The sequence below is a fragment of the Photobacterium alginatilyticum genome, from assembly GCF_009910675.1.
Taxonomy (GTDB): domain Bacteria; phylum Pseudomonadota; class Gammaproteobacteria; order Enterobacterales; family Vibrionaceae; genus Photobacterium; species Photobacterium alginatilyticum.
Map to the genome: position 1 here is coordinate 232,965 of NZ_RSEJ01000001.1, position 14,183 is coordinate 247,147.

At 49.8% G+C, this 14,183-nt stretch carries 14 protein-coding genes and 1 tRNA gene; 7 read left to right on the forward strand and 8 right to left on the reverse strand.

What is annotated here, in order from left to right:
* Positions 1–84: 84 nt before the first annotated feature.
* Complete coding sequence (bioA, locus tag EIZ48_RS00955) at positions 85–1,365, reverse strand: adenosylmethionine--8-amino-7-oxononanoate transaminase (protein WP_160648262.1); 1,281 nt, start codon at positions 1,363–1,365, stop codon at positions 85–87.
* A gap of 195 nt (positions 1,366–1,560) precedes the next feature.
* Between bioA and bioB the strand changes: the two genes are divergently transcribed.
* The 4 genes from bioB to bioD are packed head-to-tail and all read left to right on the forward strand — an operon-like array spanning position 1,561 to position 5,253.
* Positions 1,561–2,613, forward strand: coding sequence for a biotin synthase BioB (gene bioB / locus EIZ48_RS00960; protein WP_160648263.1), 1,053 nt, complete (start codon positions 1,561–1,563; stop codon positions 2,611–2,613).
* Complete coding sequence (gene bioF / locus EIZ48_RS00965) at positions 2,600–3,763, forward strand: 8-amino-7-oxononanoate synthase (RefSeq protein ID WP_160648501.1); 1,164 nt, start codon at positions 2,600–2,602, stop codon at positions 3,761–3,763. The genes bioB and bioF overlap by 14 nt, the downstream gene beginning before the upstream one ends.
* Positions 3,756–4,580, forward strand: a complete 825-nt coding sequence (bioC, locus tag EIZ48_RS00970; RefSeq protein ID WP_160648264.1) for a malonyl-ACP O-methyltransferase BioC — start codon at positions 3,756–3,758, stop codon at positions 4,578–4,580. The genes bioF and bioC overlap by 8 nt, the downstream gene beginning before the upstream one ends.
* Complete coding sequence (bioD, locus tag EIZ48_RS00975) at positions 4,573–5,253, forward strand: dethiobiotin synthase (RefSeq protein WP_160648265.1); 681 nt, start codon at positions 4,573–4,575, stop codon at positions 5,251–5,253. Before bioC ends, bioD begins: the two co-directional genes overlap by 8 nt.
* Before the next feature lie 106 nt (positions 5,254–5,359).
* On the opposite strand, the gene EIZ48_RS00980 is transcribed toward bioD, so the two are convergent.
* Complete coding sequence (locus tag EIZ48_RS00980; protein WP_160648266.1) at positions 5,360–6,016, reverse strand: hypothetical protein; 657 nt, start codon at positions 6,014–6,016, stop codon at positions 5,360–5,362.
* Between the two features lie 211 nt (positions 6,017–6,227).
* On the reverse strand, positions 6,228–6,389 hold the full coding sequence (locus EIZ48_RS29010) for a hypothetical protein (protein ID WP_192928416.1): 162 nt from the start codon (positions 6,387–6,389) through the stop codon (positions 6,228–6,230).
* Between the two features lie 400 nt (positions 6,390–6,789).
* On the opposite strand from EIZ48_RS29010, the gene htpX reads away from it, so the two are divergent.
* Complete coding sequence (gene htpX, locus EIZ48_RS00985; protein WP_160648267.1) at positions 6,790–7,674, forward strand: protease HtpX; 885 nt, start codon at positions 6,790–6,792, stop codon at positions 7,672–7,674.
* A gap of 142 nt (positions 7,675–7,816) precedes the next feature.
* Here htpX and EIZ48_RS00990 read toward each other — a convergent pair whose 3' ends face one another.
* The 3 genes from EIZ48_RS00990 to EIZ48_RS01000 form a co-directional block, all read right to left on the reverse strand.
* Entirely contained in the window at positions 7,817–8,458 is a 642-nt protein-coding gene (locus EIZ48_RS00990) for an N-acyl amino acid synthase FeeM domain-containing protein (protein ID WP_160648268.1), read from the reverse strand.
* 233 nt (positions 8,459–8,691) lie between these two features.
* On the reverse strand, positions 8,692–9,726 hold the full coding sequence (locus EIZ48_RS00995) for a PQQ-dependent sugar dehydrogenase (protein WP_439126568.1): 1,035 nt from the start codon (positions 9,724–9,726) through the stop codon (positions 8,692–8,694).
* 168 nt (positions 9,727–9,894) lie between these two features.
* On the reverse strand, positions 9,895–11,337 hold the full coding sequence (locus EIZ48_RS01000) for an aminotransferase-like domain-containing protein (protein ID WP_338046886.1): 1,443 nt from the start codon (positions 11,335–11,337) through the stop codon (positions 9,895–9,897).
* 115 nt (positions 11,338–11,452) lie between these two features.
* On the opposite strand from EIZ48_RS01000, the gene EIZ48_RS01005 reads away from it, so the two are divergent.
* The gene (locus tag EIZ48_RS01005; RefSeq protein ID WP_160648271.1) at positions 11,453–12,358 is read left to right on the forward strand and encodes a DMT family transporter; all 906 of its coding nucleotides are present in this window, start codon (positions 11,453–11,455) and stop codon (positions 12,356–12,358) included.
* A 28-nt stretch (positions 12,359–12,386) separates the two neighbouring features.
* Here EIZ48_RS01005 and EIZ48_RS01010 read toward each other — a convergent pair whose 3' ends face one another.
* On the reverse strand, positions 12,387–12,701 hold the full coding sequence (locus tag EIZ48_RS01010; RefSeq protein ID WP_160648272.1) for a hypothetical protein: 315 nt from the start codon (positions 12,699–12,701) through the stop codon (positions 12,387–12,389).
* 184 nt (positions 12,702–12,885) lie between these two features.
* Between EIZ48_RS01010 and EIZ48_RS01015 the strand changes: the two genes are divergently transcribed.
* Positions 12,886–12,976, forward strand: a tRNA-Ser gene (locus EIZ48_RS01015).
* Positions 12,977–13,133: 157 nt separating this feature from the next.
* Here EIZ48_RS01015 and EIZ48_RS01020 read toward each other — a convergent pair.
* A complete protein-coding gene (locus EIZ48_RS01020) occupies positions 13,134–14,183 on the reverse strand; it encodes an alpha/beta hydrolase (protein WP_160648273.1) in 1,050 nt (349 codons plus the stop codon).

Consider the following 14,183-nt stretch of genomic DNA (forward strand, 5'->3'; position numbering starts at 1 on the left):
TAGCCTTACTGACGTTATTTAATGGATGTAACGCTAGTGAAAAGTATAAGCAGACAATTTTAGGAAATTGTCTGCTTTTCGATACTACTGCAGAGTTCGTAACATTGCGGAAGTAAGGCGGCTAAGTTCCTGTGGTTTAATGATAAATGGAGGCATTATGTAGACAAGTGTGCCAAAAGGGCGAATCCAGACACCGTTGTCTACAAAATCCTTCTGTATTTTTGCCATATCAACAGGCTCAAAGAGCTCAACCACCCCGATTGCTCCCAGCCAGCGTACGTCTTTCACCTTATTTAGCATAGCAATTTCCGGCAACTCGCGAGCAAGCTGTTTTTCTATGTTGGTGACTTGTTGCTGCCACTGGCCCTGAAGTAAGAGTTCAAGGCTGGCATTGGCTACGGCACAGGCCAGCGGGTTGCCCATGAATGTCGGGCCGTGCATGAAGCAGCCGGCTTCCCCGCTACAGACCGTATCAGCGACATGCTTGGTGGTGAGGGTGGCGGAAAGAGTCATGTAGCCGCCGGTCAGAGCTTTGCCGACGCACATAATGTCCGGGCTGATCCCGGCGTGCTCGCAGGCGAACAGCTTGCCAGTTCGGCCAAAGCCGGTGGCAATCTCGTCGGCGATAAGCAGGATACCTGATTGGTCACATAGCTCGCGAACGCGTTTCAGGAACGTCGGATGGTAGATCCGCATACCACCGGCCCCCTGAACAATCGGTTCGATGATCACGGCTGCAATCTCATTCTGGTTGGCTTCAAGTTTCTGTTTGAAGTTCTGGATATCCTCTTCGTTCCATTCTGTATCAAATCGACACTGCGGAGACTGGGCGAAAATATGCTCCGGTAGAAAGCCTTTGTACAGGCTGTGCATGGAATTGTCGGGATCCGTTACCGACATGGCAGCGAAGGTATCACCATGGTAGCCATGTTTGACGGTCAGAAATTTAGGACGGCGTTCTCCCTTGGCGTGCCAGTATTGCAGGGCCATTTTCAATGAGACTTCGACAGCCACGGAGCCGGAATCGGCCAGGAATACGTGCTGTAGGGGGCCCGGGGTCATATCGACCAGCTTCTTGCAGAGGTCGACGGCAGGCTGGTGGGTGATTCCGCCAAACATGACGTGGGACATTTTATCAATCTGTGCCTTGGCGGCCTGATTGAGTGCCGGATGATTATAGCCGTGAATCGTTGACCACCATGAAGACATACCGTCAATCACTTTCCTGCCGTCTTCTAGCTGAAGGTAGACGCCGTCGGCACTCTCTACCGGATAGCAGGGGAGCGGGTTGAGTGTCGAGGTATAGGGATGCCAGACGTGCTGCTGGTCAAATTCTAGATCAATTGGGTTGATTAAATTTTGCACAGATGTAAACCTTTGCCCTTGTTGGTAGTTGACAGTTTACTAACTCGAAGTAGACTAGCCAAGTATTGATACCTGTTTGAATCGATATTTAATGTCTTGATTCAAATGAAAACAGAATGAATAAAGTCGCTGTTTAGCCTGGCCCTACTTGTTTTCCAGTTGCCAAACAGCCACTGACTAAAGAGGTTATTACACGTGGAAGTACGTCACGACTGGAGCGTCAAGGAAGTTCAAGCCTTATTTGACAAGCCCTTTATGGACTTGGTATTTGAAGCTCAGCAGGTTCACCGCCAGCATCATGAGCCGAATAAGGTACAGGTTAGTACTTTGCTTTCAATCAAGACCGGCGCTTGCCCGGAAGACTGTAAGTACTGTCCGCAGAGTGCCCATTACCGTACCGACGTCGAGCGCGAGCGCCTGCTGGAAGTCGAGCGCGTGCTGGATGCGGCCAATAAGGCCAAGGCATCAGGTGCGACGCGATTCTGTATGGGGGCGGCGTGGAAAAACCCGAAAGAGCGCGACATGCCATATCTGCTTGATATGGTCCGTGGTGTAAAGGACATGGGGCTGGAAACCTGTATGACCCTGGGCATGATCACTAGCGATCAGGCCGATGAGCTGGCTGGTGCCGGTCTTGACTACTACAACCACAACCTCGATACCTCGCCGGAATATTACGGCAATATTATCACTACCCGTACCTACCAGGATCGCCTGGATACCCTGAGCCATGTCCGTGACGCCGGAATGAAAATTTGTTCGGGCGGCATTATCGGTATGGGCGAAAGCTCGCGTGACCGTGCAAGTCTGCTGGTGGAGCTGGCCAACCTGCCGGTTCATCCGGAAAGTGTGCCGATCAATATGCTGGTTAAGGTGAAAGGTACGCCGCTGGAGTCGGTAGAGGATGTCGACCCGTTTGACTTTGTCCGGATTATCGCTGTGGCACGTATTATCATGCCTAAGTCGGCAGTCCGCCTGTCTGCCGGTCGTGAAGATATGAACGAGCAGATGCAGGCCCTTTGTTTTATGGCGGGTGCCAATTCGGTTTTCTATGGCTGTAAATTGCTGACGACACCGAACCCGGGTGAAGACAAGGACATGCAGCTGTTTGCCAAGCTCGGTATCAACCGTCAGGAGCAAGCGGCAAAACCGGATGAGATACAAGAACAAGAGCTTTTAGGCCAGGTCGCTCAGCGTGTCGCAGCCCGTCCGTCAAAAGACGATCTGTTCTACGATGCCTCGCTTTAAGCACCGCATTACACAAGCCCTGAGTGATCGTAAAGTTCAGGGGTTGTATCGCCAACGTACTCGTCTTGACCGGCGCCAGCAGATGATCGACTGTCAGGGCGAATCCCTGGTTAATTTCTCCAGCAATGACTACCTAGGTCTGGCGCAGGAGCCTGCGCTGATTGCGGCCTGGCAGCAAGGCTTGAGTCTCTATGGTACCGGGAGCGGGGCCTCGCCATTAGTGACTGGTTTTCACTCTGCCCACCATGAGCTGGAAGCGCAACTGGCCGATTGGCTAGGCTACGACAGGGCGTTGCTTTTCAACAGCGGTTTCAGCGCCAATCAGGCGCTGTTGTTCACTTTGCTGGAAAAGGAAGATGTGCTGATTCAGGACAAATTGAATCATGCCTCGTTGATGGAGGCGGGCATATTGTCACCGGCAACCATGCGGCGTTTCGCCCATAACGACATGACAGTGCTTGAACGCACGCTCTTGCGCGGTAACCAGCAGTCTCCCGAATCGGCCCGAATGGTGGTCACGGAAGGGGTTTTCAGCATGGATGGTGACTTGTCACCATTGGCGGATATCAAGCGCCTTTGTGTTAATCATCACAGCTGGCTGGTGGTTGATGACGCCCATGGGTGCGGTGTCTTGGGTGAACAAGGCAGCGGAAGTTGTGATCACGCCGGGATCAAGGCCGATGTACTGATTGTCACCTTTGGCAAGGCGTTTGGTTTGCAAGGGGCCGCAGTATTATGCGACGAGGAAACGGCGGAATATCTGGTCCAGTTTGCTCGTCACTTTATTTATTCGACGGCAATGCCGCCGGCACAGGCGTTTGCCCTAAGTAAGGCATGCTCTTTGATCCGGGCGGATCAATGGCGCCGGGACAAGCTGCAAGATCTGGGTGACCGGCTTGCTGAACGTGTTGCTCCGGATGTGGATCTTGTTGCAACCCAAACCCCGATCAAACCATTGATCATTGGCGACAGTGATAAAACAATGGCGGCCTCCCGGGCGCTTAAAGATCGGGGGATCTGGGTGAGTGCTATCCGTCCGCCAACGGTTCCGGCCAACAGCGCGCGTCTACGTATTACATTGACCGCGGCGCACAGCCGAGCAGATATCGACAAGCTCGCAACAGCTATTAATGAGGTGATTCATGACTAACGGAATGAATGCAGTCACTCATGGTCAGCATGAGATCCAACCGCAGGATAAAAAAGCGATAGCCGAGGCTTTTGGCCGGGCGGCCAAGCACTATGATAAAGCGGCGGCCTTCCAGCGCCAGGTCGGTCACCTTTTATTAGACAAACTTCCGGCTGTCAGTCCGGTGGGCAGCCATGCGCTTGATCTTGGTTGTGGTACGGGTTACTTCAGCGAGCAATTGTTGCAGCGAGGCTATCAGGTTAGTGCGGCGGATTTATCGGCTCAGATGTTGGCTCATGCTAAGAAGCGGTGTGGCGATATGGCGACATATATCGAGGCCGATGCCGAGGATCTGCCGCTTGAGGATAACCAGTTCGACATTGCTTTTAGCAGCCTGGCTCTGCAGTGGTGTGACGATCTGTCGGTACCGCTTGCAGAATTGAAGCGAGTGGTTAGGCCCGGCGGTTTGATCTTGTTCTCGACATTGGCTGACGGTTCGCTGTATGAGCTTGCTAAATCGTGGCAGCAAGTTGATCAGTATCAACATGTAAATGAGTTTCTTTCGCCAAAGGCGATAAAACTTGCGCTGGCGCAAGCGGGCTGTTCGAGCGATGGCCTAGAATTTACGCCTATCACGATGCAATACAATACGGCAGTTGAACTCATGAAAGACCTGAAAGGGATAGGGGCTACACATCTGCAGCAGGAGCGCAAGGCAGGCTTGGCCGGTCGTAAAACGATTCAGGCGTTAGAGAGCGCTTATGCTGAGTTCCGAGATGAGAATGGCCAACTGCCGGCAACATACCAAGTCTGTTTTGGAGTAATTATTAATGACTAACGCTTTCTTTGTAGCAGGAACAGATACCGAAGTCGGTAAAACTGTTGCCTCTCGCGCAATTTTACACGCAGCTGGCAGCGCGAACATTAAGATGGCGGGTTATAAGCCTGTTGCGTCTGGCAGTGCGCCGACCGATGAGGGGATGCGTAACTCAGACGCATTGTATATTCAGGATGCTTCCGTAGTCGATCTTGCCTATGATGAAGTGAACCCGTATGCGTTTGAAGCGGCAGTGTCACCGCATCTGGCAGCCGAGCAGGAAGACAGAGTGATTAACTTTGATGTCTTGTCTCAGGGGCTGGAGCATCTTAAGTCGAAATCTGAAGTGGTACTGGTAGAAGGCGCTGGCGGTTGGCGTGTACCGGTTTCGCGTACCGATTTTCTTTCTAGCTGGGTGAAGCAAGAGAAATTGCCGGTCGTACTGGTTGTTGGTGTTAAGCTGGGTTGTTTAAGCCATGCAATTCTGACTGCCGAAGCAATTAAGAATGACGGCCTGGAGATGGTTGGCTGGGTAGCAAACCGTATTAATCCAGGTACTGAAAACTATTCGGAGATTATCCGGATGCTGGAAGAGAATCTGCCAGGGAAAAAGCTGGGTGAGATCCCGTATATGCCTGGCATTAAGAAGCGTGACTTGTCAAAGTACATTGACCTTTCTCCTCTGGGACTGTAACTGAAAGCAGTTACTGGCGAACAGTTTCGCGTTTAGTTTTAATATAAAGAACCCTGCACATTGGCAGGGTTTTTTATTGGCTGGATTTGTCATCAATGATGAGATGTTATTTGTTCTTTCTGAATAGCTCAGGCAGGCAATACCACGCCGCAGCGAATACGATCAGGCTGTAGGCAAGCAGCTCCACCCCTTCCTCTGCCAGATTTTTTACTGAACGCAGGTAGTTCTCCTGCATGACGCCCTGCCATAAGTCTCCCATGCCGTAGATGCGGGCAAAAACGAACAGGGTTGCAATACCGGCTAACATCAATCCATAGCTTTTATGTCTGATGTAGTTGGTGAGCGGTTTTATTGATGTTTCCTTATGGGATAGCGCATAGCTGATAGCGACAGTTGCCAGTATCCACGCAGGATATTTCCAGAAGCCGTGCTGAATCTGGTCAAACAGGCTGTCGAGTTCCCGGATCAAGATGACAGAGAAAAATGCACTGACCAGCAGGGCAAAGCCCCGTTGCTCACGGTGTTTGATTGCAACTGCGGCAAAAAGGCTTGCTGTAACGAATAGATAGCCTTCCTGCAGGTATTCGATTAGTGAATTTTCACCGATATTGCCGTTGTACTTAATAACCTCGAAGTGGATAGCAAACGCTGAAGCCGCAAGTAGCAGGGCCACTCCGAAAAAGTATGCAGATGAAATAATCAATGGGTGTAATGGTTGAACATTAGCTGAGGTGCTTTCTGTTTTGATTAGAGTCGATTGCATAATAGAATCCTTACCCGCTGTAGTCTGGTTGACCGCGATAAGCGAAACCGGAAGTTACAGGCAGATTTATCATTAATTGTTGTATGGTGCGATTATGCGGCAGGGACGCTGAATGCAGGCTGTATTTGGTGATGAGAGTCACGTTTTTTGCGTGTTAGAAACAAAAACCTCCTCAAAAGAGGAGGTCTTGGGGAATTAGTTAACGCTTAGGTTAGCTTTCGCCTGTCAGCCCGATAAGTGCTTCCTGGGTATCAGAACGTTTTTTGCTAGCCGTTGGTTCAATACCAAGTTCTTTGTGGGCTTCGTCTGCTGACATACCCAGATGACAGCGTAGGATATCAATAGCAACCTGGTAGTTTTCGTGATCAGCCATCATTCCTCCTTGAAAATTCGACGACGGTATACTGCATCGTTGATGCTATACCTTCGACAATAGTGGAATGCTCTCATACTTTCAATAAGACTAAAGTCTAAAGCTGCCATTTATGACTAACATCACCGATTGTCGAGCATGTTATCGGCGGGGCTGGATTCTTGGATAGCGTACGATGATAGGGTACAGTTGTGGTCTTATATCAATATATAACAGTGACGTATCCTCGGATCAATACTAACGAAACGTAACAATTTACCCCTTTTACTTGTAATTAGATTGATCGACCATACTATAAATAACAAATCGAATTGATGGCACCGTATGCAATTTGTTTATGGTAAACCATCGTTTGTACAGAACTAGAAAGCTTGATTGCTAATTGGAGAATATTAAAAATATGAAGCGAATTGCATTATTCCTGGCAACTAACCTTGCTGTGATGCTGGTCTTCAGTGTTGTCTTGAACCTTATCTATGCTTTTACCAGTTTACAGCCCGGTAGCTTGAACGGTTTGCTGGTAATGGCGGCACTGTTTGGTTTTGGTGGCTCGCTAATCTCACTGTTTATGTCAAAATCGATGGCATTGCGCTCCGTTGGCGGCATGGTGATTGAGCACCCGCGCAATGAAACCGAGCATTGGCTAATGGAAACCGTATCGCGTCAGGCTCAGCAGTCTGGTATAGGCATGCCGACTGTGGCCATCTATGACTCGGCAGATATCAACGCGTTTGCAACGGGAGCCAAGCGGGATGATTCGCTGGTTGCGGTATCGACAGGATTGCTTCACAGCATGACCCGTGACGAGGCCGAAGCCGTTTTGGCGCATGAAGTCAGCCATATCTCTAATGGTGACATGGTTACTATGACGCTGATGCAGGGTGTCGTGAATACCTTTGTAATCTTTGTTTCCCGTTTGGTTGCCGGTGCGGTAAGCGGGTTTAACAGTGGTGACGAAGACGGTGAGGGCGAAGGCGGCAGCTTCATGATGTATTTCGTTGTCTCGACAGTGATGGAAATCCTGTTTGGCTTCCTGGCGAGTATTCTGACTATGTGGTACAGCCGCCATCGTGAATTCAAAGCCGATGCAGGCTCGGCGCATCTGGTTGGACGTGAGAAGATGATAGCGGCTCTTGAGCGGTTGAAAGTCAGTCATGAGTCTCAGCTTGAAGGTTCAATGATGGCATTCGGTATTAACGGCAAGAAATCACTGTCTGAACTGTTCATGACACACCCGCCGCTAGACAAGCGTATTGATGCACTTCGACGTGGTGAGCACTTGTAATTGTTGCTCCTGTAGTTGTCGCGAAAAATCCCCTTAGTCATTGGCGAAGGGGATTTTTTATTTTTCGCCGATAAAACCAACGCTGCTCTGACAAGTTTTCATCGGTTGAAAGCTAATCAGTACGTTACGAAGCTTCTGGTTATCAGGGAAGTAACCGGCTCAGTTCAGTTTCGGATAAAGCAGGTTTTAGCTGGGAGTAATGAGCTTTCAGCGGATATTGGCCCAGACGATCCTTATCAGGGGCCCATTCGCTGACAAACATGGCGGTATCGAATTTCAGGGTTGGGTACCGCTTGTAATCGGTGATTTTCCTGAAGCCGAGACGCTCGTAGAATCGCTTGTGATTTTTCCTCGCGGCACAGATGATCAGGGTTTTACCCGAAATGTCAGTCAAGTGCATGGGACTGGCAAATAACGCCATGGGAACCGTGGCTGAAAAGTCGGTGATGTCAGGCAAAACAGTGAGCCTGTTTAATTCCATAAGGGTGTCATATTTTTCTTCTAACTCGGTAAAGACTTCAGGAAATAGCCGTTTGACCGGAATATCTAACCATCCGGGTTGCTGCTTGATGATCGACACTCGCAGGGAGGCAATCACCTGATCTTTGTGCTGCAGTACAAAAGTATGGTTGTTCGGCATGCTGTCAAATTCGTCTGCCAGCCTTTGCCGTGGGTTGGCTTCGATATAACCTTGTTGCAAATAGGCTTGGTATCGAATGGCATACGCATCATCGAGAAGTTCCGGGGTTGAACAGTAATAATTCTTGAGTGACTGTAGATCCATAGAGGTGCTTCATTCCTTGAGCTTGGGGTCATGCCTATCTATCTCATTAAGGGAATGATCATCCTAGGCTCGCTGTTTTGTCCAGTAGCCTTTGCTAAGGTTGCGAGGCAGTTACCATATGTGCGTTATTGTTTACTGTTCCTGGTGAGAGTGAGGTTTGTGCAGTAACAAGGAAGATAATAATTGTACAGCCTTGACCATGGAGCGGATCAGATACAGCTGCAAGCAGGTGATTAACGCTCAGGTGAAATCAGGTATAAATTGCCAGAATCCGTTGTGAAGTAAATCCAGCCTTCGGGGCTTTGTATCAGTGCCCGGATACGCTCTTTCAGCGGTGAAACTAAACGTTCCTCCGAGATGATATCTCCGTCTTTGTTCAAAGAAAGGCGGTTGATATGCTCAAGTTTTAGCGCGCCGGCAAACAGGTCTCCCTGCCACCCGGGAAAGGCATCGCCTGTATAGTGCAGTAAGCTTCCTGGGGCAATCGAGGGAATGTAGACTTTATGCGGCGAAACGATGCCTTCTTTTTCTGTGGCTTCCCCAACAGACAGAGGTCCCCAGTACTCCTTGCCATGGGAGGTGACAGGCCAACCGTAGTTGCTGCCTTTTACGATCAGGTTGATTTCGTCACCGCCACGCGGCCCATGTTCAATTGCCCATAGGCGGTTATTGCGGAGATCAAAGGCCAGGCCTTGCGGGTTGCGATGGCCATAGCTCCAGATCTCCGGAAGTACGTCTGGGGTGGAGACAAACGGGTTATCGGCTGGAACAGTCCCGTCCATGTTGAGGCGAAGAATGCATCCGGCATGGGTGGTGAGATCCTGCCCGTTAGGGCGCTCACCACGATCGCCGACAGAGAAGAACAGGTGCCCTTGCTGATCAAAGGCGATCCGGCTGCCGAAATGGCGATAGCTTGTTGTGGCAGAATTGGTTACGAGCAGTTCCTGCCACTGGGTTAGCGTATCTTGGTCGAGCTTGCTACGAGCCAGCACGGTGACAGCCTGATCACCAAGCATTTTGCTATAGGTAAAATACAGCCAGCCATTTGGCAGTTGGTAGCCCGGTTCGGTCACAACATCAAGCAGACCTCCTTGTCCTGCAGCTGCAACATTTGGCAAGCCCTTAACCTGAGTTCGGTTGTTCCCGGCAGTATCAATGATGACAGCTTCCCCATGGCGTTGGGTGATCAGCAATTGATTTGGACTAATGAAAGTCACTCCCCAGGGAACAGACAAGTCTTGGGCCACTAGGGAGACTTGGTAGTTCATGCTGTTGCTTGAACCTGTTATTACCTCAATGGCCTTTGCTGCGCCGGCAAACAGGAGCGCACCAGAAATGGAAAGTAAAACAAGAGAAATGGTGCGGACAACAGAGACAATCATGAGCTAAAGTCCTTGGTTAGTAAGGCTTATCCTGTAATTTAGACCAAGCCTTCCTTATTTGCTGTGGTTTTCATTGAAACTGATTTGATTGCTATGGTCGGCAATGATCTGCGCGAGTTTTTTCAGACCCGCTTTCCATTGGTTGTTATCATCAAAATTAGCAAAGCTAAGGCGGATACAATGATTATGCTGGCTCTGTGTACTGAACATCTTGCCGGGCAGGATGCTGATATTTTGCCGTAGTGCTTCTTGGTAGATGTCGGTGCAATCTGCGTGTTCAGGCAAGGTGAGCCAGCAAAGAAAACCGCCTTCAGGCTGGGAGAGGTGGTACTGGCCTTGCAGCCATGGGAAGCGATCGAGTTCGGTTGTGAATAGCTTAAAGAACAGACGTTGTCTTCTGGCGTAGCTTTTGCGGATCTTTCCGAGGTGCTGACGGTATTTACCTGTTGTCAGAAACTGGCCGACGGCAGACTGCATCAGGTTTAAACTGCCCATATTGTCTGTTATCAGGCGTTTCTCTATCTGATGCTGGTACTTTCCGGCAATGACCCAGCCGATACGCAGGCGGGAATCCAAGGTTTTTGACAGTGAGCTGCAATAGATCACTCGGTTTTCCTGATCCAGAGCTTTAAGCGGCAACTGTCTGCGGCCATAGGCTAGGCCGCCGAAAACGTCATCCTCTATGATTGGGATTGCCTTGGTGAGAGCCAAAAACGCGAGTCTGTCCGGTTCGGACATCATGAAGCCTGTTGGGTTATTGAAGCTGGGGTTGATGATAATGGCCGAGACAGGCCAGCGTTCAAGGGCTTGTTCTAGTGCGTTTAAATCCATTCCACTCGTGACACTGGCTGGGATTTCGACCACTTTTAACCCCAGCGACTCAAGCAGGAGCAGGTTGCCGAAGTAGCTTGGGGATTCAACAAGCACAATGTCGCCGGGCTGGGTGATGGCCTGTAGGCTTAGGCTGATGGCCTGCTGAGCACCGTGGGTGATCAGGATGTCGCTCGCCGAGGTTGTGACGCCAAGTTCCTGGTTGATAAAGACGAGCTGACGAAGTAGCACTTCATTACCCGGCGGAAGCTGGTAGTGGCTGGGAATATTGGTCTGATAGCGGCTATGGCGGCCGATTTCGGCATAGAGGGAACGGATGGCCGGAAAGCGGGTATCGGGGTGTGCCGAGCCTGCCGGTAGTACCTGATGAGACAGCGACAGGCTCATAATCTCCTTGCTCAGAGACATCAAATCGACATAGCCGGGCTCACTGACGGTTGCCGTGGCCGGACTTTTTAGCTGGGTGACCACGTACCCCGAACGAGGATGAGCTTCTATTCGCTGACTAGCCTCGAGCTGTTGGTAGGCACGGATAACGGTATTCTTGCTGATTGCCAACTGGGTACTCAAGTCTCGGATTGAGGGCAACTTGTCACCGGATTGATAGCTTTGCTTGTCAATCCGTTCAGTGATGAGATCAACAACTTGCTGGTATTTTTTTGACACACCACACCTCCTCGGTTGCAATCTGTACCCTAAAAAGCAATCAAATCTGTCTCTATTAACTTTTCTGTACCTGATTAAAGTAATGTCTAACAAATAAAAAGGAAAGGAAATAGTGATGGCTGTTCGTATGATACCGTTTATTTTTGTCATTCTCTGGAGCTCAGGTTTTATTGGTGCCCGATTTGGGCTCCCGTATGCCGAACCGGCCACGTTTCTGCTGATCCGCATGGTAGCCAACATCGTCCTTTTCATACTGCTGATGTTTGTACTGCGTGCCCACTTGCCACGTGGGAAGGCGCTATTCCATTCAATGATGTCGGGCTTGTTAATTCATGGGTTTTATCTTGGTGGTACCTATGAGGCGATTTCGCTCGGGATGCCGGCCGGGCTTTGTTCGTTACTAGTCGGGCTTCAGCCGATTCTTACCGCTGTTATTATCGTGATGGTATGGAATGAAAAGACGCGCCTGTCACAATGGATCGGTTTGCTTATTGGTTTTATCGGGATTGGACTGGTGCTGCAAGGAAATATGGAGTGGCAACAAGAAGGGAGCCGAAAAGCAGCCTATATATTTGCCGCATTTGCGTTGTTGGGGATCACCTTGGGTACCCTTTACCAGAAGAAGTTCTGTCAGGGTGTGGATATGGTCGGCGGCGCGGTGTGGCAATATATCGCGGCAGCGATGCTGTTTCTGCCTGTTGCGCTGACAACAGAAACGATGGTGGTGGACTGGACGCCTGAATTTATCTTCGCCATGGTGTGGGCGGTTGTGGTGCTGTCAGGTATTGCAATCTTATTGCTTCTCTACATGGTTGATAATGGCGAAGCATCTAAAGTTGCTACGACTTTTTACCTGGTGCCGCCAATGACTGCCTTTCAGGCCTGGCTGGTCTTTGACGAATCATTTGATGGCTATGGCGTGATTGGTTTTGTACTGGCTGCAATAGCGGTTTATCTAGTTACCCGTAAGCCGAAGCTTCCTGCCGGAGATGCGCAAGTCGCTGTTAGGACTCAAAGCTAATGATAGATATTGGGCTAGATACTTGGAGTTAATTGAGACGTTCAGGGTCGAAACTCTGGCTTATTTCGGCACGGCGAGAGCGCTTGTCATAAATGCAGATCATGGATGAGTCTGGTGCGCGCAAACCTGAGCTGCTGCGTAATTTCCCTTTGGCAAATGCAATGCCATATGACTCTGCGCCATAGGGATCGACATGTAGTCGATAGCGGGAAAATTCACGATCAAACAAAATACTGCATTCTTGCTTGATTGTATCTTCAAACACCTGTAAGTCTTCGGAAGCCGAAGCCACATTGGCTGATAAAAAGGTTATCAATACAGAGATAGTTAACCCGAACTTCATTTAGGCTCCCTTCCTAACTTTTTATTCGTCATTTTAGTATCACACGGTTTTCTTCGGCTGCAAGGTTTGTTTCCTCTGAGTTTTGAAATAGGTATAAACTGGCGGATTTGGTTGATAACTAAGCAGTCGGTGCCAGTGGGTATTTACACTTACAAAACGGGTGTGTATTATTCGACGCACTTACGGAGAGATGGCTGAGTGGTTGAAAGCACCGGTCTTGAAAACCGGCATACGTTTGTAGCGTATCTAGGGTTCAAATCCCTATCTCTCCGCCATATTTAAGAAAACCGCTGAAACTTCAGCGGTTTTTTTTCGCCTATATATTGTGATTAGAGATAGGGTGCCGACCCCTAGACAAGGGTTCACGAAGAAGATGATCCCTTCACCTGGCTTAGAGGCAAGTGAAGGGAGTAGACGTTGTGTAAAAGACGGTTATTTCTCGGCGAGTGCATCTTTCAGAGCTGATAGGTATGCACCACGCATTTGCTGGCTAACAGGCGCATCGGGTACGAACACCTGGCCACCATGGTACATTCCCGGGAAGACGGCCAGTTCAGTCGGCACGCCTGCCGCCATTAATCGTTGGGCATAATCGACAACTTCGTCTCTGAACAGATCAACGGCGCCGATAGTCATAAAGGTCTTAGGCAATCCGCTGACATCTTTTGCTCTGGCAGGTGCCGCATAAGGTGATGCCGCTTCACCAGGATTGCTGCCACCGAGGTACATATCCCAGGCATTGAACGAGGTTTCCCTGTTCCAAACCGGATAGTCTTCGATAGAGCCTGATGGGGTATCATGCAAGTTGTCCAACATTGGGTAAATCAGCAGTTGCAGAGCAATTGCCGGCCCCTTAGCATCACGATTATGCAATACCATCCCCGCCGCCATGCCGGCACCGGCGCTATCTCCTCCAACTGCAATTCGTTCAGGATCGATTCCTAACTCCTTGGTGTGGTCTACCAGCCATAAAAAGGCTGCATAAACATCATTATGCCCGGCAGGGAATGGATGTTCCGGAGCCAACCGGTATTCAACAGAGACCACGGTAGCGTTTAGCTCTTTGGCAAACTCTCCGGCAAAATCGTTGCTGTCCGCCCGTCCCATAATATAGCCACCACCGTGGATCCATAGGATAGCAGGGGTGATCGCTGTACTATTTTCGGGACGGTATACAAATACAGGCACCTCGCCTTCAGCAGTTAATATCTCCTTTCTTTCAACCTTCACGCCTGGGGTGTCCGGAAATTTCAGCATTTTGTGTACAGTGGCTCTGGCATCAAGGACAGAATCTTTGGTGATTAAAGACAATGCCGGCGGAAGCTGTTCTAGCGGAGCCTTGATAGCCGGATCGATAAATTCCCTGACGTTTTGTGGCTGTAGATCTGCTACCGCACTTTCTATTGCCGGCTGTTCTGCTGCACAACCAACCATAGAGCTGAATAGTAAGGTGGTGACTAATAACTGTTGGGGTAATTTCAT